General features: G+C 36.5%; 21 protein-coding genes. 11 read left to right on the top strand and 10 right to left on the bottom strand.

The features are described from left to right. Positions 1-148: 148 nt before the first annotated feature. From ACX5JI_RS20455 to ACX5JI_RS20435, 5 genes are all read right to left on the bottom strand, one after another. Positions 149-1090 (bottom strand): ABC transporter substrate-binding protein, encoded by a 942-nt coding sequence (locus tag ACX5JI_RS20455; protein WP_459502868.1) that lies wholly within the window; start codon positions 1088-1090, stop codon positions 149-151. A gap of 201 nt (positions 1091-1291) precedes the next feature. Next, positions 1292-2104, bottom strand: a complete 813-nt coding sequence (locus tag ACX5JI_RS20450) for an ABC transporter ATP-binding protein (RefSeq protein WP_459502867.1) — start codon at positions 2102-2104, stop codon at positions 1292-1294. A 15-nt stretch (positions 2105-2119) separates the two neighbouring features. Further along, positions 2120-3136, bottom strand: coding sequence for a FecCD family ABC transporter permease (locus tag ACX5JI_RS20445; RefSeq protein WP_459502866.1), 1017 nt, complete (start codon positions 3134-3136; stop codon positions 2120-2122). After that, complete coding sequence (locus tag ACX5JI_RS20440; RefSeq protein ID WP_459502865.1) at positions 3133-4185, bottom strand: FecCD family ABC transporter permease; 1053 nt, start codon at positions 4183-4185, stop codon at positions 3133-3135. The genes ACX5JI_RS20445 and ACX5JI_RS20440 overlap by 4 nt, the downstream gene beginning before the upstream one ends. Before the next feature lie 304 nt (positions 4186-4489). After that, positions 4490-4714, bottom strand: coding sequence for a YuzB family protein (locus tag ACX5JI_RS20435; RefSeq protein WP_335358351.1), 225 nt, complete (start codon positions 4712-4714; stop codon positions 4490-4492). A gap of 290 nt (positions 4715-5004) precedes the next feature. Here ACX5JI_RS20435 and ACX5JI_RS20430 point away from each other — a divergent pair, with 290 nt between their 5' ends. Together ACX5JI_RS20430 and lipL are read left to right on the top strand one after the other, a co-directional pair. After that, on the top strand, positions 5005-5670 hold the full coding sequence (locus tag ACX5JI_RS20430) for an RsfA family transcriptional regulator (RefSeq protein ID WP_459502864.1): 666 nt from the start codon (positions 5005-5007) through the stop codon (positions 5668-5670). Positions 5671-5782: 112 nt separating this feature from the next. Then, positions 5783-6625, top strand: a complete 843-nt coding sequence (lipL, locus tag ACX5JI_RS20425) for an octanoyl-[GcvH]:protein N-octanoyltransferase (RefSeq protein WP_459502863.1) — start codon at positions 5783-5785, stop codon at positions 6623-6625. Positions 6626-6726: 101 nt separating this feature from the next. On the opposite strand, the gene ACX5JI_RS20420 is transcribed toward lipL, so the two are convergent. After that, complete coding sequence (locus ACX5JI_RS20420; protein WP_505307674.1) at positions 6727-8082, bottom strand: APC family permease; 1356 nt, start codon at positions 8080-8082, stop codon at positions 6727-6729. 766 nt (positions 8083-8848) lie between these two features. Between ACX5JI_RS20420 and ald the strand changes: the two genes are divergently transcribed. Continuing rightward, a complete protein-coding gene (ald, locus tag ACX5JI_RS20415; RefSeq protein WP_459502862.1) occupies positions 8849-9961 on the top strand; it encodes an alanine dehydrogenase in 1113 nt (370 codons plus the stop codon). Further along, entirely contained in the window at positions 9958-10959 is a 1002-nt protein-coding gene (tdcB, locus tag ACX5JI_RS20410; protein WP_459502861.1) for a bifunctional threonine ammonia-lyase/L-serine ammonia-lyase TdcB, read from the top strand. Before ald ends, tdcB begins: the two co-directional genes overlap by 4 nt. Before the next feature lie 76 nt (positions 10960-11035). Here the strand turns inward: tdcB and pta are convergent, their stop codons facing one another. Next, a complete protein-coding gene (gene pta / locus ACX5JI_RS20405; RefSeq protein ID WP_003202407.1) occupies positions 11036-12007 on the bottom strand; it encodes a phosphate acetyltransferase in 972 nt (323 codons plus the stop codon). Between the two features lie 447 nt (positions 12008-12454). Between pta and hemQ the strand changes: the two genes are divergently transcribed. From hemQ to gerQ, 4 genes are all read left to right on the top strand, one after another. Continuing rightward, positions 12455-13198, top strand: a complete 744-nt coding sequence (gene hemQ, locus ACX5JI_RS20400; RefSeq protein WP_459502860.1) for a hydrogen peroxide-dependent heme synthase — start codon at positions 12455-12457, stop codon at positions 13196-13198. 193 nt (positions 13199-13391) lie between these two features. Then, on the top strand, positions 13392-14672 hold the full coding sequence (locus tag ACX5JI_RS20395) for a serine hydrolase (protein WP_459502859.1): 1281 nt from the start codon (positions 13392-13394) through the stop codon (positions 14670-14672). 169 nt (positions 14673-14841) lie between these two features. Continuing rightward, the gene (locus tag ACX5JI_RS20390; protein WP_459502858.1) at positions 14842-15264 is read left to right on the top strand and encodes a cell wall hydrolase; all 423 of its coding nucleotides are present in this window, start codon (positions 14842-14844) and stop codon (positions 15262-15264) included. Between the two features lie 27 nt (positions 15265-15291). Then, positions 15292-15720, top strand: a complete 429-nt coding sequence (gene gerQ / locus ACX5JI_RS20385; RefSeq protein WP_459502857.1) for a spore coat protein GerQ — start codon at positions 15292-15294, stop codon at positions 15718-15720. A gap of 31 nt (positions 15721-15751) precedes the next feature. On the opposite strand, the gene ACX5JI_RS20380 is transcribed toward gerQ, so the two are convergent. The 3 genes from ACX5JI_RS20380 to ACX5JI_RS20370 form a co-directional block, all read right to left on the bottom strand. Further along, complete coding sequence (locus ACX5JI_RS20380; RefSeq protein WP_459502856.1) at positions 15752-16120, bottom strand: DUF423 domain-containing protein; 369 nt, start codon at positions 16118-16120, stop codon at positions 15752-15754. Between the two features lie 64 nt (positions 16121-16184). Then, complete coding sequence (locus ACX5JI_RS20375) at positions 16185-16472, bottom strand: YwdI family protein (RefSeq protein WP_459502855.1); 288 nt, start codon at positions 16470-16472, stop codon at positions 16185-16187. 6 nt (positions 16473-16478) lie between these two features. Then, positions 16479-17471 carry a potassium channel family protein gene (locus ACX5JI_RS20370; RefSeq protein ID WP_459502884.1) on the bottom strand — a complete coding sequence of 331 codons (993 nt, stop codon included), beginning with the start codon at positions 17469-17471 and terminating at the stop codon, positions 16479-16481. Positions 17472-17566: 95 nt separating this feature from the next. On the opposite strand from ACX5JI_RS20370, the gene ACX5JI_RS20365 reads away from it, so the two are divergent. The 3 genes from ACX5JI_RS20365 to ACX5JI_RS20355 all read left to right on the top strand — a co-directional run bounded on the left by ACX5JI_RS20365 (position 17567) and on the right by ACX5JI_RS20355 (position 20802). Continuing rightward, positions 17567-18850 (top strand): purine/pyrimidine permease, encoded by a 1284-nt coding sequence (locus ACX5JI_RS20365; protein ID WP_459502854.1) that lies wholly within the window; start codon positions 17567-17569, stop codon positions 18848-18850. A gap of 507 nt (positions 18851-19357) precedes the next feature. Further along, complete coding sequence (locus ACX5JI_RS20360) at positions 19358-20179, top strand: Cof-type HAD-IIB family hydrolase (RefSeq protein ID WP_459502853.1); 822 nt, start codon at positions 19358-19360, stop codon at positions 20177-20179. Positions 20180-20508: 329 nt separating this feature from the next. Next, positions 20509-20802, top strand: coding sequence for a DUF3817 domain-containing protein (locus ACX5JI_RS20355; RefSeq protein WP_459502852.1), 294 nt, complete (start codon positions 20509-20511; stop codon positions 20800-20802). The last annotated feature ends 89 nt before the right edge of the window (positions 20803-20891 follow it).

Genomic DNA, 20891 nt, shown 5'->3' with positions numbered 1-20891 from the left:
CCCATGCCAAGTGAAAACAAAGAGAGAAAATGAGTGTAGTTCACTTTTTGTTCTTCATAGCAGCGGGTTATATGTCGAAAAATCAAAATGGATTTACATATAAAGAAAAATCACTTTTGCCAAGGCAGAAGTGATTTTTTTTAATCTATTATTTTCCTAAAATGAATTCAGCAACTTCGTCTAAGATCATGTCTTTACCAAGTGGGAAGTAACCTTTGTTTAGGTCTTCATTCTTGATTGTAAATACGTGATTATTCTTAACCGCGTTCATGTTTTTCCAAATTGTTTCTTCTTGGAATTCTTTTAAGCGCTGAGAACCATCGCCAGTTGTGAATACGAATAAGTAGTCTGGATTGTAATCAATTAAAGCTTCTTTTTGTACTTGCACAAGCGGCTTATCAGTTGGTGTACCTTTAACTGCTGGTAATTTTAAATCTTTGAAGATTACGCTACCGTAACCGTAGTCACCGTATACGCGGAATGCATTTGGATATGCAGCCATCTTCATGAATGTTGCATCGCCAGTTTTTGCAACGATTTTATCGTGTAATTTGTTTGCTTTGTCTTCATATTTCTTAAACCATGCAGTTGTTTCTTTTTCTTTACCAAAGATTTTACCTAACTCTTCAAACTTTGGACGCCATTGATCTAATGGAGTTTTTAACATAACTGTTGGTGCAATTTTAGATAATTGATCATAGATTTTTTCTTGGCGGTTGTTCACAAGAATTAAATCTGGTTTTGCAGCAGCTACTGCTTCGATATTAATTTTATCGCCCCATGCAGAGCCAACTGGTTTTACACCTTTTAATTTATCTGCAATATGCGCATCAATTTTTTCTTGAGACGTGTTTGCAGTAATGATTGGTTTCATTCCAAAGATTAATAACTCTTCTGTTGAACCACTAAGGTCAGCAATTTTCTTTGGATTCGCAGGAATTTTAATTTCTCCTTTTGCGTGTTGTACAGTACGCTCTTCAGCCTTCGCATCTGCTTTTTTGTCTTCTTTCTTATCAGAAGAACACGCTGCAAATAATACAGAAGTAACTACTAGTACCATTGCTAGTAACGTCATTTTGAATTTCTTCATATTCCCACTCCTTCTAGATGTATTTCTCTTATAAGTTGTATGTAACTATAAGAAACTACATAAAACATTTGATTAATATATAATTATTAAATGTTTTATATCCCCGATTCTAACGGGCGTTCAACTTCTCAATTCACAGGAGAAGCTCAACGTCCATTACAATTCCTCCCCCTCTCTCAAAATAAGAGGGGAAGAATTCATTTATGCCTTTTTACGCAACTGATTATTAATCATCATTAAATCGTATGTTAAACAAATTGGTTTACAATTCACAGGACATGGAACAATTTGCGCTTCAATTTCAAACACGTCGCGAAGCGTTTCACTTGTCATCACTTCATCCGGTGTCCCTTGCTTCATTAACTTACCAGCTTTTAAAGCAACCATATGATCAGAAAAACGAGAAGCATGATTTAAATCATGAATAACCATAACGATTGTTCGGCCTTCTTCTTGATTCAATTTTTTTAATAAATTTAACACTTCCAACTGATGCGCCATATCTAAGTATGTTGTTGGCTCATCTAGCACAAGTAAATCCGTACCTTGCGCAAGGGCCATTGCAATCCAAACACGTTGACGTTGACCACCTGATAAAGCTTCTGCTGGACGATTCGCAAATTCTGTCATTCCTGTTACTTCAAGAGCCCAATGAATATAGCGATAATCTTCTTCCTTTAACGTACCAAATCCTTTTTGGTGAGGGAAACGGCCATAAGAAACTAGTTCAAACACAGTAAGACCCGTTGGTACTTCTGCAGTTTGTGGCAAAATCGCCATCTTCTTTGCGATTTCTTTTGTTGGCTGTTTCTCAATTGCTTTCCCATCTAGGTAAACAGTACCTCGCTTTGCTTTCAAAATACGAGAAGCTGTTTTTAACAATGTAGATTTCCCGCATCCATTCGGCCCAATAATTGTTGTAATTTTCCCTTCTGGAATTTCAACTGATAATCCATCGATAATTAATCCGTCATTATAACCAACTGATACCGAATCAACCGCTAAAGTCGCCATACAAAATGCCTCCCTTTATTTTGTCTTCATAAGTAAATAAATAAAATATGGTGCACCAATTACAGAAATAACAAGACCGACCGGTATTTCTGATGTTGTTAACACGCTTCGTGAAATTAAATCTGCAAATAATAGCAGGAATGTTCCAATTAATGCTGCTACCGGCAACATAATTTGATGCTTCCCACCAACTAGGCGCCTTGCTAAATGCGGTGCCATTAAACCGATAAAACCAATTCCACCTGCAACGGCAACAGACGCCCCCGCTAAACAAACTGCAATAAATAATAATTTACGCCGTTCTTTCTCTACATTTACACCAAGTCCAACTGCCGCAGCATCGCCTAAATTCATTACATTCAACACGTGTGCTTTACAGATCGCAAGCGGTAAAAAGACGAGCATCCACGGAAGTACGCTTAATACGAATTTCCAGTCTGTTCCCCATAAACTTCCCGCTAACCAAATCGTTGCAAAACGGAAATCATTCGATGTCATTTTCATTGAAAAGATTAAGCTCACAGCACTAAAACCAGCTGCAACTGCGATACCAACAAGTATTAAACGAGTAGATGAAACCCCGTCCTTCCATGCCAATACGTAAATAATGACTGCCGCTAGTATTGCACCAACTAATGCAAAGAATGGCAAAATGAATACAGACAGAAGAGTACCAGTCCCTACTTTTCCAAAAAAGAAGTATACGAAAACAACAACTGTCAATCCCGCTCCAGCATTAATACCGATAATCCCAGGATCAGCAAGGGGATTTCGTGATAACCCTTGCATAATGGCACCTGACATCGCCAATGCTGAACCAACTAATATAGCAATAACCATACGCGGCATACGAAACTCAAATAAAATAACTGACTGATCTTCCGCGCCAATTCCGACCAATGATTTTAATACGTCTATTGGAGGGATTTTAAACGTTCCTGTATTTAAACTAATAAGAAATACTGAGATAATTAAACAAGATAAAATGGTTAAAATTGAAATGTTCTTTTTTGTTAAGACGCTCGTCTTCACATTTTCCCTCTCCCTTCATTACGCGCTAAGTAGAGGAAGAATGGAACGCCAATGAGCGCTGTAATCGCTCCAATTGGTGTTTCAAACGGCGGATTAATAATACGAGATAACATATCCGCACATTCAATTAACAATCCGCCTAATACAGCAGAACACGGAATAACCCATCTATAATCTGAACCGACAAGAAAGCGTGTCATATGCGGGATTACAAGTCCGACAAATCCAACAGACCCCGCCATAGATACCGCTGAACCTGTTAATACAAGAACAAGTACAGTTCCGATAAATTTAATTAATGTTGTATTTTGTCCAAGTCCAATCGCAATTTCTTCACCGAAACTTAAGATTGTAATATACCTCGACATCATAATCGCGATGACGAGACAAACAAGCCCAATGGGTAGCAGCATATCGATACTTTCCCATTTCACACCAGCAACACCGCCTGCATTCCACATGCTCACCTCTTGAGCAAGATTAAAATAAAGTGCGATACCAGATGAAATGGCCCCAAGTAGAGCGCTAATTGCCGCTCCAGCTAATGCTAACTTAACAGGCGTGAGTCCACCCGGTGAAGAAGCACCAACTCCGTATACAATACTTGCACCAAATGCCGCTCCCACAAAAGAAGCGATAACAAACATTAAATACGGTGAATTTGGGAAAAATGCATACATAATCGCAATCCCAAATACTGCCCCGTCTGTAATTCCCATCAATGATGGAGATGCAAGTGGATTTCGCGTCATTCCTTGCATAATAGCACCTGATACAGCTAAAAATGCTCCGGCAACAACACCGCCTATCGCCCTAGGCATACGCAGTTCCCAGATGACATTATGATGTGTCAAAGAACCAGCAAACTGAAAGACAGCTTGCCATACAGTCTTTAAACTAATGTCCGCTGCACCAAATGAAATGGAGGTTGCCATACTTAAAGCTAACAAAATTGTTCCTGCTATTAAAATAATAGAAGCAATAAGCGGTCTGCTCTTAATATCTTTCACACTTGCTTCTTGCTCCATACTCCTCACGCTTGCTTCCATCCCTCAACCATCCTAACCAACAACATATATTTAATAAATTGAAATTTATTCTCAAGAAACAGCAAAAAGAAAATCGGGTACCCACCCTAATTTGATAATGATTCTCACAATCACACCTTCTATTCTACCTATCGTTACAAAAATATGTCAACTATTATTTTGCCATATTAAACGTATGTAATTAATATGAAACCTATATCATAAGTAGGAAGTTTATTCCTTTCTATATATGCCGATCATATCGTTATTTAAAAATAATTTTGAATTTTAACAACAAAAAAGAAGAGTAAACGATTCACTCTTCTTACTTATTGAGTTTTGCTTCAATTTTCTTAATCAGTTCATCTTCGTTTGGTGCTGCGACTGGACGATTATTTACAAAAGCGAATGATTTTTTACGACCTGGTCCACAATAAGATTGACATCCAACTTCTATACTTGCACATGAATCTACTTTTTTTAGCTTTGGTATCAAGGTCTTAATGTTCGTCGCCTGACAATCATCACACACACGAAATTCGTTTCCCATTTTATATAACACTTCCTCTATTTTAAACTTTTCACAAGTACATTTAACAATAAACACTAAATGGTATTTTACCGTTCTTTGGGGCTTGATGCAAGTTTTCCCCTAGAGTTTCCCTGGGGCGAAACAGCTCACTTTCCCCTTCATTTTTCCCTTTATAAACCTCCTTCATTCGCATACCAATTTCTTACTTCCATCAAAATCTACTATATTTTTAACAGCTTTGTATAAAAGCATTTTCTTTTGTCCATTATAAAAATAGGAAGTTTATAAAAAGAAAGGGAGTTGAATCTATGAAAGTAAGACAAGATGCTTGGACAGACGAAGATGATTTATTACTTGCTGAAACCGTACTACGTCATGTTCGAGAAGGAAGTACACAATTAAATGCCTTTGAAGAAGTGGGAGATCAATTAAATCGCACCTCAGCCGCTTGTGGTTTCCGCTGGAATGCTGTTGTTCGTTATAGTTATGAACAAGCGTTGCAGCTAGCCAAAAGACATCGAAAAGATAAAATGCGTGCTGCTAGTGGTGAACAGGCTAAAAAGCGCCTACTTTATACACCGCCCGCTTCACCTGTCATCTCCACCCGTGAGGAACCCGTTACAGAAACAGCTACTCCATACCAGGAACAAACTGTTTCTAAAGCTTCTATTACAATGCAAGACGTTATTTACTTTTTACAAACAGTTGGATCTTCAAATATAAAAGTAACAGCACTCGAAAATGAGAATACGAGATTGAAACAGGAAATTAAAGCACAAATACTTCGAAATGAAGAATTAGAAAAGAAATTAGAAAAGCTAGAACAACAATCTAATACAGTACAAGAAGATTACGAAACGCTCATGAATATTATGAACCGCGCTCGTAAATTAGCACTATTAGATGATGAAGAGCCGACGCAAACCTCTTTTCGTATGGATCGAAATGGGAATTTAGAAAAAATTGCAGAATAAAAAGGATGCGATGAACCGCATCCTTTTTATTTTGGTTTTTATAACCTTCCTCCTCCCCTTCTCTTTTTTGCTATAATAAAGATTGTTATTTTATAGATAAGGGGTTAGTTATATGAGCAATTCCCGTTCAATTTTATCTCAATCAGAGTGGCGCATCGTTGATCAGTCTAGTTTAGGTCATACATTTCATGCTCTGCAGTCATTCGCAATGGATGACACACTTTGTACAACGATTGGAAATGGAGCTTCAGCCTCCACAATGCGCTCTTGGGTTCATCACAATACAATTGTTCTTGGCATTCAAGATTCTCGCCTTCCTCATTTACAAGAGGGAATTTCTTTTTTAAAGCAAAAGAATTTCAATGTCATTGTTCGTAATTCAGGCGGTCTTGCAGTCGTGCTCGATGAAGGTGTTTTAAATGTGTCGCTTCTATTTCAAGAAACGGACAAAGGAATTGATATCGATCTTGGATACGATACAATGTGGCATTTAATCAAAGAAATGTTAAAAGATTACGATGTTAATATCGAAGCAAAAGAAATTGTTGGTTCTTATTGTCCTGGCAGCTATGATTTAAGCATTCGAGATCAAAAATTCGCAGGTATTTCACAGCGCCGTATTCGCGGAGGAGTTGCCGTACAAATTTACTTATGTGCTACTGGAAGTGGTTCTGAACGCGCGGCACTTGTTCGCGATTTTTACAACTTAGCCATTCAAGGAGCAGAAACAAGATTCACGTATCCTGAAATCGTACCGAATACAATGGCTTCTTTATCTGAATTACTTGGTGAAACAATTACCGTTCAAGATTTAATGATGCGCTTATTAAAAACGTTACAGCAATTTGCGCCAAAATTAACACCGTCTCAATTAACAGTAGATGAAGTTCCTTTATACGAAATGAACTTACAGCGTATTATTGATCGTAATAATAAAGCACTAAATATAAGTTAACAAATCAATAAGAATGAAAAAGCACTCGCATATACTTGATGATCTACCTTAGTTTCACAAGTATATGGAGTGCTTTTTCATTAAAATCAATAATCTATTTTCTAAATTTCTTTCTTTACATTAATGTGCTTATCGCGTTGTAAAAAATAAATCGGGAGACCTAAAGCAGTCAATCCTATTCCGCATAATGCTAATAACGGTTGTGTGAACAATGTATTAACTACTATAAATAATCCACCTAATAAAGCTACCATTGGAATAAACGGATATAATGGCACTTTATAGGGACGTACAAGATCCGGTTCTTTTTTCCGCAAAATAAAAACTGCAAAAAACGTCATTGTATAAAATATCCATATAACAAATACTAACATATCTGTTAATGTATTAAATCCACCTAAAAGCATCATTATTACCGAAATCACTAACATAAAAATACCAGAATTATAAGGGATGCTACTTTTACGAGATAATGTAGCAAACCATTTGCTGAAAGGTAATTTATTCTCTAAAGCCATTGCATAAGGGATTCTCATTCCAGTCATAATATAGCCATTAATTGTTCCAAATACAGAAATCAAGATACCAATACTAACTAATTTCCCACCCATTGCACCAAAAAGAATTGTCGCTACTTCAGAAGCAGGTGTATCAGTACCTGCAAGGGCAGTTGCAGACATAACCATAAGAAATGCAATGTTAATTAGTAAATATACAATCATAACAATCGCTAATCCTAAAATAATAGCTTTCGGTAAATCTTTTTTAGGATTTTTCATTTCTCCAGCAATATTCCCTACATGTATCCATCCATCATATGCAAACATTGTTGCTAGTAAAGCAGAACCAAGTGCAGAGATGAAAGATTTATCGGCACCAGCTTCAACCGGGAACAATTGAAACGTTACATCACCTTGGTGTAGTAGCCCGAAAATAATAAGAAGGCCTAAAGGAAGTAATTTACATATAGTAGAAACCGTCTGAATACCGCCAGCAGCTTTTGCACCTAAAAAATTCATTAACGTTACAAAGGTTGCGGTAATAATACCAATTCCTATTATAAGCATTGTATTTTCATTCGGATCTATTCCAAGTAGGTTAACAGTTTGCGTTCCAAAAATAATAGCAAGCGCAGCGATATTTGCTGGGAAGTAAATAACAGTTTGAGCCCACCCTAATAGAAATGCTGTTAAATTTCCATAAGTACGCTTTAAATAGGCCATCATTCCACCTGTTTCTGGAATCGCTGCAGATAGTTCAGCTGCCGTTAATCCCGCACATATAGTTAAAATTCCACCTATTAGCCATGCAAGTATCCCTAAGCTCGCTGTACCAGTTATGCCGTATACAGCAGTTGGTTTGAAGAAGACACCAGCCCCTATAACAGTTCCAATTACAGTAGTTAATGCAGCAAAGAAACCAATTTCTTTTTTTAGCTGTTGTGACAAAATAATCACTCCTGTCTGATCAGAGTAAACAAAATCTCTAATGAATTTAAATATTTTTATGCTGTCGTATTAGACACTTCCTATATCGATTTCATGCAAATGTGAATCAAGTTAAAATGGTAAATGTAATAGTTAAGAGAAGTTTTAGTCGAATACTTATAAAAAACGAAAGAAGAAGAATCATCCCTTACACATATATTTGTGAATATTTTCACAAATATATGTGTAACTATCTAACTGTAAAAACATTTAACAAGCAACCTTCATCTTATGGTACCCATCTCGTACCACCTATATGCAACGTACATGGATGACTCGCTATATAACATAACCACTACTTTCAATTCAGAAGAGATGTTATTCGTAACAAAGTCTAGCATATGAAAAAATACTATTCAATCATTATTTCCATATAGAATTTTTTAAAATTAAAATAAAGACATTTTGTGAAATGTTTCACAAAATCGTTGACGTATGTTTTTGAATATTGCTATCGTATAGGGGCAAACAAGAGTTGAAAATAATACGTAAAAGCATCAGGTTCTCGATACGTTTTTCTATTATTTATCCCGCATTAACGGGCAGTAAGACCCCCTACATCAAGATTCAGAGAGAAACAAGGAAGATAGGTGGGGGATCAACTGTCCGTAAATGCCCGATTGGTTCAACTAATAATCAGTGAGGGATGAAGAACTCCCCACTGATTAAAGTTTCACTTTACGTTGTTTGTAAATATTGATATAAGAAACACCACTTTTAAAAGGATGTGTTCATTATGAAAATTGGAGTAGTTAAAGAAATAAAAAAAGGCGAAGCCCGTGTAGGGATGACTCCTGAAAATGTTCGAAAATTAGTTGCAAATGGACATCAAGTTGTAGTACAAAAAGATGCTGGTTTAGGATCAGGTTATACAAATGATGAATATATAAATGCAGGTGCAAATTTAGTATCTCAAGGCGAAGCTTGGAATGTTGATATGGTGGTAAAAGTAAAAGAACCCTTACCTGCAGAGTATCACTACTTTAAAAAAGACCTTATCGTATGGGGTTTCTTACATCTAGCTGCTTCTAAAGAATGCGTAGAGGCAATGAAAAATGCAGGAACGACTGCAATAGCTGGAGAAACTATTAATGAAGATGGCATATTGACATTATTAAAGCCAATGAGTGCAATTGCTGGTCGTCGTGCAGTATTTATGGGAACTTATTATTTAGAAAAACAACATCAAGGCGAAGGCATTTTATTATCAGGTATTGAAGGAATTCCAGCTGGAAATGTTGTTATTTTAGGCGGGGGCAATGCAGCAATTAATGCATGTGACATGGCTATTGGAATTGGCTGTCATGTGACTATTTTAGAGATAAATCAAACACAAATTACGTATTTAAAAGAAAAATATAGCAATGACCCTGTCGAAATCATTGAATCAACTACTGAGAATTTGGAAAAATATATAAAAGATGCAGATTTATTTATTTCAACAATTTTAATACCAGGATCTAAACCACCAAAAATTGTAAAAGAATATATGGTTCAATCTATGAAACCAGGTAGTGTTATCGTAGATATCGCAATTGATCAAGGTGGTACAGTAGAAACAATCGATCACTATACAACACATAATGATCCTGTATTTATGAAACATGAAGTAATTCATTATGCTGTACCAAATATGCCAGGTGCCACCCCACGTACAGCGACTATTGCATTAGCAAATGGAAATATTGAATATTTATTGGCAATCGCTAAAGATGGATTAGAAAATGCTATTGACCATAAACCATCTTTAGCATCTGGTGTCAACATTTATAAAGGAATAATCACGTACGAAAATTTAGGAACAACATTAGAGTTGGATTATAAACCATTGAAAGAAGTGTTAGTATGATTAACAAAACCTTGCCACTTACAATCAGTGATATAAAAAAAGCTCAAAATACTTTGTTTGGACATGTACGTAAAACGCCTCTTGTTAAATCATTTTATTTAACAAGCAAAACAGGTGGAGAAATTTATTTAAAACTTGAAAATATGCAACTAACTGGCTCCTTTAAATTTCGTGGCGCATTAAATAAAATTTCTAATTTAACAGACGAAGAAAAAGCACGTGGTGTTATTGCTTGTTCAGCTGGAAATCATGCACAAGGAGTTGCATTATCTTCCCATTTGCTTGGAATTAAAAGTAAGATCGTAATGCCTATCTCAGCACCACAAGCTAAAGTGGATGCGACTAGAGGATATGGTTCTGAAGTTGTTTTACATGGTAATACTTTTGATGATGCAAAGGCTAAATGTGAAGAAATAATACAAGAGACCGGCGAAACATATTTGCATCCTTACGATGATGTAGAAGTAATGGCTGGTCAAGGAACAATTGGCTTAGATATTTTGGACGACCTCTGGGATGTTGAAACGGTTATTGTACCAATTGGTGGTGGCGGAATTATTTCAGGAATTGCGGTCGCACTTAAATCTTTTAACCCTTCTATCAAAATTATTGGTGTTCAAGCAAATAATGTCCATGGAATGAAAGCTTCTTATGATGCTGGGGAAATTATAGAACATTATGTTGCCCCAACCATAGCAGATGGTTGTGCAGTAAAAATACCAGGGAACTTAACATTTGAAATTGTTCAAGAGCTAGTGGATGACATTGTAACTGTATCCGAAGAAGAATTGGAAATAGCTATGAAGGACTTGCTGCAGCGTGGAAAAGCTGTAGTAGAAGGAGCAGGTGCGTTAGCTACCGCTGCCCTTCTTACAGGAAGAATTGATCAATATATAAAAGGCAAAAAAGTAGTTGCCGTAATATCTGGTGGGAATGTGGACTTACAACGCATTTCAAGTGTGTGCGAACATTTCTTTGTAGCGAATGAAGTAAATTAACGTTTACTCTCTCTAAAAATATTTCAGCATTCATTGAACACACAAAAAAGCCCCGCTATGAAGCGGGGCTTTTCAATTATAGTGCTTGAGCTGCTGTAATTAAAGCTAACTTGTACACTTCTTCTTCGTTACAACCACGAGACAAATCGTTTACTGGCATGTTTAAACCTTGTAAGATTGGTCCCACTGCTTCGAAGTTACCTAGGCGTTGTGCAATTTTGTAGCCGATATTACCAGCTTCTAAGCTTGGGAATACGAATACGTTAGCATCACCTTTAATAACAGAACCCGGTGCTTTTTTCTCTGCTACAGATGGTACAAATGCAGCATCAAATTGGAACTCGCCATCTAATGTTAATTCAGGCGCCATTTCTTTTGCAATGCGAGTTGCTTCTACAACTTTTTCTGTTTCTGGAGATTTCGCAGAACCTTTTGTAGAGAAGCTTAACATTGCAACGCGTGGATCAATGCCGAATAGTTCAGCAGTTTTTGCACTTTCAATACCAATTTCAGCTAAATCTTGGCTGTTTGGTGCAATATTGATTGCGCAGTCAGCGAATACATACTTCTCATCTTCACGTACCATAATAAATACGCCTGAAGTTTTCGTAACGCCTGGTTTTGTTTTAATAATTTGAAGTGCTGGACGAACTGTGTCAGCTGTAGAATGAGCTGCACCACTTACTAGGCCGTGTGCTTTTCCCATATATACAAGCATTGTACCGAAATAGTTTTCGTCTTTAAGAATTTTACGAGCATCCTCTTCTGTCGCTTTACCTTTACGGCGTTCAACGAAAGATGCTACCATTGCATCCATTTCTTCATATGTAGCTGGATCGTAAATATCAACGCCTGCTAATGTTAAATTCATGCTAGCAGCTTTTGCGCTAATTTCTTCTTTATTACCAACTAAGATTGGTTTTACTAATTCTTCTTTTGCTAAACGCTCTGCAGCGCCTAAAATTCTTTCATCAGTTCCTTCAGGAAGTACGATAGAAATGCCTTTTCCTTGAACTTTTTCTTTTACTGCTGTAAATAAATCGCTCACGAATAAACCCTCCTACAAATGTTTAAAAAAACTCTATCTTTAAGAATACTTCTTTTCTTCTCTATTTTAAACTTATAGCTCCTAAAAAATAGGTAAAATAAAAATGATTATATTTTCATAAAATTCAGCACAGAAAATCTATTATAAGGTATTGATAAAACAACCTTTCTTTTTAGATGAGAAAGAGCATCCGATCATACATAGAAGCCGGTCAAGGCCTTTTTTTGTCCCATGCCATGTATAAGCACATAGAGAAAGTAAGTCCATGGCCCTTGTTGTTTTCATAACCGTAATTTTTTACCGAAAAACAAAAGAAATTGATACACACTCCGCTCCCCTAGCATTTATAATTGTGACAATTTTATGCACGAAAGCTTTCCATGGGTGACTTTAAAACTATATATGCTATAGTTAACGTGTAAAATATCATTAACCGAGGTGAAGGAAATGAGTGAAGCAGCAAAAACGTTAGATGGTTGGTATTGTTTACATGATTTACGTTCTATTGACTGGGCAGCATGGAAAACATTATCTAGTGACGAACGCGGACAAGCGATGTTTGAATTTTTAAATGTTATTGAAAAATGGAATAAAGTAGCGTCTGCGAAACAAGGTAGCCACGCTATGTATACTGTTGTTGGTCAGAAAGCTGATATTATGTTTATGATTTTACGTCCAACAATGGAAGAGTTAAATGAAATTGAAACAGAATTAAATAAAACAACATTAGCTGAATATATGGTTCCTGCATACTCTTACGTATCTGTTGTTGAACTAAGTAACTACCTTCCAGCTGATGAAGATCCATACCAAAACCCACAAGTCCTAGCACGCTTATACCCTGAATTACCAAAAGCAAATCATATTTGCTTCTATCCAATGGACAAGCGTCGTCAAGGTGATGACAACTGGTACATGCTTCCGATGGAAGAACGCAAAAAATTAATGTACAGCCATGGTAAAATTGGTCGTCAATATGCTGGAAAAGTACGCCAAGTTATTACTGGTTCTGTTGGCTTCGATGATTATGAGTGGGGCGTAACGTTATTCGCTGATAATATCCTTCAATTCAAAAAGCTTGTATATGAAATGCGCTTTGATGAAGTAAGTGCTCGCTATGGGGAATTCGGAACATTCTTCGTTGGTAACATCTTACCGACTGAAAAAGTAGCGAAATTTTTATACGTATAATAAGAAAAAGGAGCGAATTTCGCTCCTTTTTCTTATTATCTAATCAAAAACCTCAAAAATCTCCTATTTTCATCAAATTTGTACAAAAACAGACAAAATCTTTTCGTATTTCCCATTAAATTATAAACTTCTTATATTCAAAATTATGCTAAAATGGTACGAGCTATATGCTAATAACGATGCGAAGGTGATAATGTATATGAGGAAAATTTCATCTATTTTACTACTGTTTCTATTGTCATTTTTTACCTTAGGAGTAACAAATTCCTATGCAGAAGAAAAAATACATATAGAAGCTGCCGCTGCTATTTTGTTTGATGCAGATACAGGAAAAATACTGCATGAACAAAACCCAGATGAATTACTAGCTATCGCTAGTATGTCAAAACTTATTGTTGTTTACTCTGTTTTAGAAGCTATTAAAGAAGGAAAAATTACTTGGGATACAAAAGTAAACATCTCTGATTATGCTTATGAAGTTTCCCGTAATAATGAATTCTCTAACGTTCCTTTCGAAAAAGGAAGGCAGTATACCGTTAAAGAGTTATATCAGTCTATTGTTATCTTCTCTGCAAACGGATCCAGCGTTGCGCTGGCTGAACTTCTTGCAGGAAATGAAAAAGACTTCTTAACTCTCGCAAATGAACACGCAAAAAAACTAGGGTTAAAGAAATATAAATTTGTAAATGCTACTGGGTTAAATAATGCTGATTTAAAAGGAAAACATCCTGAAGGAACAGATCCAAATGGAGAGAACTCCTTGTCAGCTCGCGACATGGGTATTTTATCAAAATCAATTATTACAAAGTATCCAGAAATATTAGAGGATACAAAACAAAGATTTAGAAACTTTCCAGATAATCATCCAAAACCAATTCGCATGGAAAACTGGAACTGGATGCTACCAGGTGCCACTTTCGCTTACGAAGGAACGGATGGTTTAAAAACAGGAAGTTCAGATACAGCTGGGTATGGATTTACGATTACAGCAAAGCGTGGTGACTTACGTCTTATTTCTGTAATTATTAAAACAAAATCAATGGATGAACGATTTACTGAATCACGTGCATTAATCGACTACGGATTTAATAACTTTGAAAAACAGAAATTAAAAATAGATAAAAACAATACTCTTTCTGTTATAAAAGGAAAGGAAGACACTGTAAATGTGATACCTGAAAAAGAGATAACGGTCATCACAAAAAAAGGAAGCAAACCATCTTATAAAATTTCAAATGAAGCAGATAAATCAATTGCTGAAGACGGAAAATTAGTTGCTCCAATCAAAAAAGGAGCAACAGTAGGCTCGCTCTTTTTAGAGTCAACTGACCAATATGGATTCTTAGACGGAAACAAAAAAATGAAAATCGTCGCAAAAACAACAGAAGAAGTAGAAAAAGCAAATTGGTTCACGTTAACGATGCGATCAATTGGTGACTTCTTCTCTAATATGTGGTCAAAAATATTCGGATAATAGAAAGCTAGCAAATCGCTAGCTTTTTTATTATGCACCTTCTTAAAACTTTGTTTGGTTGTCATATCTGAGTCCTTTTTCTCATACGTATGAACTAGTAATTATTCCACACTTCATCTAGAAATAACCCTCTTTCTCAAGTGCATTTCAACAAGAGAGGTGAAACATAATGGGTGTTATCAACTATACAGAAGAACATGTAAAATTATTAGCAAGACTTATGCGAGCTGAAGCTGAAGGGGAAGGACAACAAGGCATGCTGCTGGTTGGGAATGTCGGTGTAAATCGTGTTAGAGGAAATTGTTTAGACTTTAAGAAGATACGTAATCTACAACAAATGGTATTTCAAAGTCCTGGTGGTTTTGAAGCAACCCAGAAAGGCTATTTTTATCAGCGAGCACGGGAACAAGATATCGCGCTTGCCAGACGCACGATTCAAGGGCAACGTTTTTGGCCTGCAAATTTTGCTTTATGGTTTTTCAGACCTGAAGGTCCTTGCCCACCAACTTGGTATGATCAGCAAAATTCTGGAAGATTTAAAAAACATTGCTTTTTCCAGCCATCTGGTGAGAACTGTCCAGGAGTATATTAAGGAATACAAATAAGGAGGGATTTTTGAATGACACAGCAACAAAATCCATATTTTTATCAACCTTCAGGGGGATATATACAACAAAGGCAGCAACAAATGACACCGCCGCCACAACAAGCAATGCAGCAACAAGCAATGCAACAGCAGGCTGCCCAAGCACAGTTTGCAATATCTCAAGGTATGCTACCATTAGAACAATCCTATATTGAAAACATCCTTCGCTTAAACAAAGGGAAACAGGCGACAGTTGTTATGACATACGAGCGCGGCAGTTCACTTGGCACACAATCTTATACGGGCATTATTGAAGCAGCTGGACGCGATCATATCGTCATTAGTGAACCACAATCGGGAAAACGTTACTTATTGCTTATGATTTACTTAGATTATGTTGAATTTCCGGAAGAAATTATGTATTTACCTGGTCAACAAGCAACTTATGCACCGAGAGCATAAAAAAAGCTGGCAAATGCCAGCTTTTGCCTTTTTATAACCCTTTTACAACCGCAGTTCCGAGTAAAATCCACCCTATAATAAACGCTACACCACCAAGCGGTGTAATGGGACCAAAGAATTTAATGCCTGTTGTACTTAATGCATATAGACTTCCAGAGAACATAATAATCCCCGCTACCATGAACCAACCTGCTGTGCTTAAAAGAGAAGATTGAATCTTATCCATTAATAATGCAACAACGAATAAACCGCCAGCATGAAACATTTGGTATGTAACACCAGTTTTCCAAACTTCTAACATTTTCGCAGATATTTTGTTTTCTAAACCATGGGCTCCAAAAGCCCCTAATACTACAGATAAACCTGCTGCAATACAACCTAATAAAAAGAAAATTTTCATTAGAATTCCCCTTTTTTATCTTTATAATAAGAAATTTTCACATATAAGCCAAATGATTTAAACGTTAAAAATCAAATAAAGAGTTTCCATTTGCATCTTCTTCCTTCATATATACAGGTTCTCCTGAAACAGATACCACTTGTGGGGCTACTGCCACCTGATGAGATGCTATCACTTGCGGTTGTATTTTAGGTTCTACATACGTACTAGATTCACCCTGTTCGTCTAATAGCAAATCACATAAAGCACGCACAACTAATAAATGTTCCTTCGCCTTCTGTCCCCCACTACTTTTTGCTTTCGCAATTTCATTTTCCATTTTATTTAAAATCTTATCACTAGATACTTGCATTCCTGTTCACCTCATACTTTGTAGTTCTTTCTCAAATTGCTCCAGTTTCTTTACTGGACCAAATACTATCATCATATCATGTTCTTGTAATTTTTCCTGCCCTGTTGGATTATGAATAATATTTCCATCTCGTAAAATCGCTAAAATAGTAACGTCAAATTGGTTTCTCACATCACTTTCTATCAATGTTTTTCCGATTAAAAAGGACCCTTCACCAATTTGAATTTCTTCTATCGCAAAAGCCTGTTCAGTTCCATAAAGCACCGTATCAATATAATGAACCGTTAATGGGTTGGCAATTCCTTTTGCAATATGAATACCTGCCATACTAGATGGATTAATTACTTTACTAGCACCAGCACGACGTAATTTCCCTTCTGTTTCGGGCTTTTCCGCTCTAGCCACAATTTTAATTGTACTATTTAGCCCTCTCGCTGTTAAAGTAATGAATACATTTTCAGCATCATTCGCAACAATTGCTACCAAACCAGCCGCCCTTGTAATCCCCGCCTTATGTAACACTTGATCTTCAGTTGCATCGCCATGTACATATAAAAGCTTTTCTTTCTCTAATACAGATTCCTCTTTATCAACAACAACAAATGGAATCTTCTTTTCCTGTAACTCGTGTACAACTTGAAGCCCTACTCTACCGCAACCACATACGATAATATGATCTTGTAACGCTGCTATTTTTTTATCCATCTTCTTCCTCCGCACTGCATGAAATAAATTCCCTTCAATAATCATGGCTGCTACTACCCCGATTGCATATGTAACAATCCCTACTCCAACAGGAATAATGAGTAGCGCAAAAACCTTCCCAGCTTGTTTTAGCGGAACTGCATCTCCATACCCAACCGTTAATACTGTAATCATTGTCATCCAGAAGGCTTGGAACAAACTAATCTCTTCTATCATCATAAATCCGGTTGTTCCAATAGCTACAATAAAACACATGCATATAACCGCAATCCACAACTGCCTTTTTGCATTCATCTCGTTATCCAACTCTTTTCTCTATCTACAATTTTTGCTAAAGGAAATAAAATACGTATATACTAGAAGCGGAATCTATGAAAGAGGTTGATATAATGAAAACATTTCTTTCCGCCCTGCAGTGGGCACTATTTATTTTAGCCGGTAGTCTTATTGTACCAATTAGCGTTGCAACCAGTTATGGACTTGAAGGCGCTGAAGCAATTGCCTTTGTTCAACGGACACTATTTGTTCTTGGTCTCGCTGGTCTCCTGCAAGCGATATTCGGCCATAGACTACCTATTCAAGAAGGACCCGCTGGCCTTTGGTGGGGAATCTTCTCACTTTATGCAGGATTAGGTGTTGTATTATTTGGATCAAACAATGAAACACTTCGTGTCCTGCAATACGCTTTTCTATTAAGTGGTATAATTTGTATCATTCTGAGCATTTTTGGACTAATTGATAAGCTCGTCCGTTATTTTACACCAACAGTAATTGGGACATATTTATTTCTTCTCGTTGCCCAGCTTAGCGGTTCTTTTCTAAAAGGAATGTTTGGTCTTGATGGAAAACATACTGAAGTACAACCAAATGTATTTATCCTTTCACTCATTGTTATTTTACTATCTTTTTTTATTATGAAGCTACCTATTATCGGACAATACTCTGTTCTTTTCAGCATTGTTTTCGGGTGGATTTTGTTTGCACTTTTCGGATTATCTAATCCTATTACACCAGTAACCGATATTATCCGTCTGCCATCATTATTCGTATTTGGAACACCTCGCCTTGAATGGAATATGGCAATTACCGTTATCTTTGTTACATTGTTACTCCTAACGAACATGTTAGCAAGCATTCGTGTTGTACAAAAAGTTGTCTCTAAATATGAGGAGAATGCAGTACAAAATCGCTTTAAACATGCCGGTATCATAACAGGGATTAATCAATTGTTAGGGGGCTTGTTCTCCGCAATTGGGCCGGTAGCTATTTCTGGATCAGCCGGATTTATCGCAACAACAAATATTTATAAACGACTGCCTTTCATACTTGGATCAAGCGTAATTATTCTCATTAGTATATTTCCAAAGATTACATCGTTCTTTGCAGCTATTCCTGTCGCTGTCGGATACGCAGCTATTTACCCTGTATTTGCAAGTATGATTGGCCTTGCTTTCCGTGAATATGGCACTGTGGAAAATAAAGAGCGTTTATTCCGCGTTGCTGGTCTATCCCTCTTCACAGGAATCGGGGTTATGTTCGTTCCACCACAAGCATTTTCTACCCTTCCGCCATCTTTAGCATCATTTTTCAGCAACGGCCTTGTACTTGGCTCTGTCATGGCTATTTTACTTGAAATTTTATTTTCCCGTTCAAAGGAAAAACAGCTATCGTAAATTGGAAAACTTCCATTATTGCACTCTACTTTCAGAGTTGTTACGATAGAATAGAATGATCATGGGCAATATGCCCATGATCATTCTTTGAAAACAAAATTGTTTTTACTTGGTAGGGGGATAGAAAAAGACTCTAATCGTTTCTATGCATGAACGTATTTTCGCCTCAAAAGAGCAATTTTATATTGGTTTTTTAACTTATATTTATATATCTTCAAAGAGGCCTGATGTCTTACTATTTATTACCTATCACATTGCTAGAATACTTCTATATAAATCCATTTTGATTTTAGGGCACATAACCCACTGCTATGAAGAACCAAAAGTGAACTACACTCATTTTCTCTCTTTGTTTTCACTTGGCATGGGGCAGGAAGAGGGGCTGACCGCTTCGATGCATGGGCGGATGCTCTCTCCCATCTAAAAAGAATGGTTTATGTCGTTTTTTCAATTTGTATTTATATAGCAATATCAACCATTACTTTAACAAAGAAAGGAACTTTTTATATGTCCTATAAAATGATTGTTTTAGATTTAGATGATACATTACTCCGCGATGATCATACGATCTCAGATCGTACGAAACAAGCTTTAATGACCGCTCAAGAACAAGGGGTAAAAGTCGTACTTGCTTCAGGTCGCCCAACGTTTGGTATGCGCCACATTGCAAAGGAACTTCGTTTAGAAGAGTACGGAAGTTTCATACTATCGTTTAATGGTGCAAAAATTATTAACTGCGAAACAGACGAAGAACTATTCAGTAGTACATTATCCCCTGAAATCGTTCACAACCTATATGAAATCAGTAAAAGGGAAAATGTTTGGATTCATACCTATATCGGTGATGACATCGTAACTGAGGAAAATAATCCATATACAGAAATTGAAGGACAACTAACAGGCATGCCAATTATCCAAGTAGATAACTTTACTGCAGCCGTACAAAAACCAGTTGTGAAAGTATTAATGAATAAAGAAGCTGAGCGCCTTATAGAAGTGGAACAAAAGCTTCAAAAACAGCTAGAAGGTAAATTAAGTGTAATGCGTTCTAAGCCATTTTTCTTAGAATTCACAGAAGCTGGTGTAACAAAAGGAACAAGTTTACACCAATTAATTCAAAGGCTTGGTATTAAACGTGAAGAAGTAATCGCAATGGGCGATAGCTACAACGATCAAGCAATGATTGAATTTGCTGGTCTCGGTGTTGCTATGGGCAATGCTCCGGATGATATTAAAGAAATTGCCAACTACGTAACGGACACAAACATGAATGACGGCGTTGCCAAAGTTGTAGAGCAATTCGTACTAAAAACCGAAGTTCTTGTTTAAATATATAAGTTGCGACTATTAAAAACAAAAGATAACTTACACTCGCTTTCTCCTTTTGTTTTTAATTGGAATAAGGATAGAAAAGGCTCTAATCGCTCCACATGATCAGATCCCTTCTCCTGCCTAAAGTCGCTTAATCATTCACAAACCCTATTTGAAGTCAAATAGGGTTTTATTTAAATTCACATAGCTTTGTGAATTTATTTCGAACTTTACAACATTCCTATAGTGTAAACTTTATTTTCGGATATAATGAAACAAACAGACTATTTTTTTTGAAAAAGAATACAAATTTACTATATACAAGCTTACATTGAGGAGGTTAATTTATGTTATCTACACCAATCGGAAGATTAAGAGCAATTGGATTAGTCGAAGGGATTTCCTTTCTACTACTATTATTCGTAGCGATGCCGTTAAAATATTTCGCGGGATTTGCTACTGCCGTTAAAATTACAGGTATGGCTCACGGCGTTCTATTTATACTATTTATCTTTGCAGTAATTCAAGTTACAATCGTACACCGCAAATCAATTGTATGGGCAATCGGTGCATTTATTGCATCTGTAATTCCATTTGGCACGTTTATACTAGACGCAAAACTGAAGAACGAACAAAATTAAGTAACAAAAAAAGGCTTATCAAGCAGGTATATTACCTTTTCCTTGATAAGCCTTTATCTTTATTTAACCTTAATCCTCTATATTCACTT

Source organism: Bacillus sp. C1 (assembly GCF_054570475.1).
The sequence above is the reverse complement of the archived record's forward strand: the minus strand, read 5'-3'. Positions and strand labels throughout refer to the sequence as shown.

Bases quoted from the DNA above. Each gene is read 5' to 3' on its own strand.
- ACX5JI_RS20455 (WP_459502868.1), bottom strand. From the start codon at position 1,090: ATGAAGAAATTCAAAATGACGTTACTAGCAATGGTACTAGTAGTTACT.
- ACX5JI_RS20450 (WP_459502867.1), bottom strand. From the start codon at position 2,104: ATGGCGACTTTAGCGGTTGATTCGGTATCAGTTGGTTATAATGACGGA.
- ACX5JI_RS20440 (WP_459502865.1), bottom strand. From the start codon at position 4,185: ATGGAAGCAAGCGTGAGGAGTATGGAGCAAGAAGCAAGTGTGAAAGAT.
- ACX5JI_RS20435 (WP_335358351.1), bottom strand. From the start codon at position 4,714: ATGGGAAACGAATTTCGTGTGTGTGATGATTGTCAGGCGACGAACATT.
- ACX5JI_RS20430 (WP_459502864.1), top strand. From the start codon at position 5,005: ATGAAAGTAAGACAAGATGCTTGGACAGACGAAGATGATTTATTACTT.
- lipL (WP_459502863.1), top strand. From the start codon at position 5,783: ATGAGCAATTCCCGTTCAATTTTATCTCAATCAGAGTGGCGCATCGTT.
- ald (WP_459502862.1), top strand. From the start codon at position 8,849: ATGAAAATTGGAGTAGTTAAAGAAATAAAAAAAGGCGAAGCCCGTGTA.
- tdcB (WP_459502861.1), top strand. From the start codon at position 9,958: ATGATTAACAAAACCTTGCCACTTACAATCAGTGATATAAAAAAAGCT.
- hemQ (WP_459502860.1), top strand. From the start codon at position 12,455: ATGAGTGAAGCAGCAAAAACGTTAGATGGTTGGTATTGTTTACATGAT.
- ACX5JI_RS20395 (WP_459502859.1), top strand. From the start codon at position 13,392: ATGTATATGAGGAAAATTTCATCTATTTTACTACTGTTTCTATTGTCA.
- ACX5JI_RS20390 (WP_459502858.1), top strand. From the start codon at position 14,842: ATGGGTGTTATCAACTATACAGAAGAACATGTAAAATTATTAGCAAGA.
- gerQ (WP_459502857.1), top strand. From the start codon at position 15,292: ATGACACAGCAACAAAATCCATATTTTTATCAACCTTCAGGGGGATAT.
- ACX5JI_RS20380 (WP_459502856.1), bottom strand. From the start codon at position 16,120: ATGAAAATTTTCTTTTTATTAGGTTGTATTGCAGCAGGTTTATCTGTA.
- ACX5JI_RS20375 (WP_459502855.1), bottom strand. From the start codon at position 16,472: ATGCAAGTATCTAGTGATAAGATTTTAAATAAAATGGAAAATGAAATT.
- ACX5JI_RS20370 (WP_459502884.1), bottom strand. From the start codon at position 17,471: ATGAATGCAAAAAGGCAGTTGTGGATTGCGGTTATATGCATGTGTTTT.
- ACX5JI_RS20365 (WP_459502854.1), top strand. From the start codon at position 17,567: ATGAAAACATTTCTTTCCGCCCTGCAGTGGGCACTATTTATTTTAGCC.
- ACX5JI_RS20360 (WP_459502853.1), top strand. From the start codon at position 19,358: ATGTCCTATAAAATGATTGTTTTAGATTTAGATGATACATTACTCCGC.
- ACX5JI_RS20355 (WP_459502852.1), top strand. From the start codon at position 20,509: ATGTTATCTACACCAATCGGAAGATTAAGAGCAATTGGATTAGTCGAA.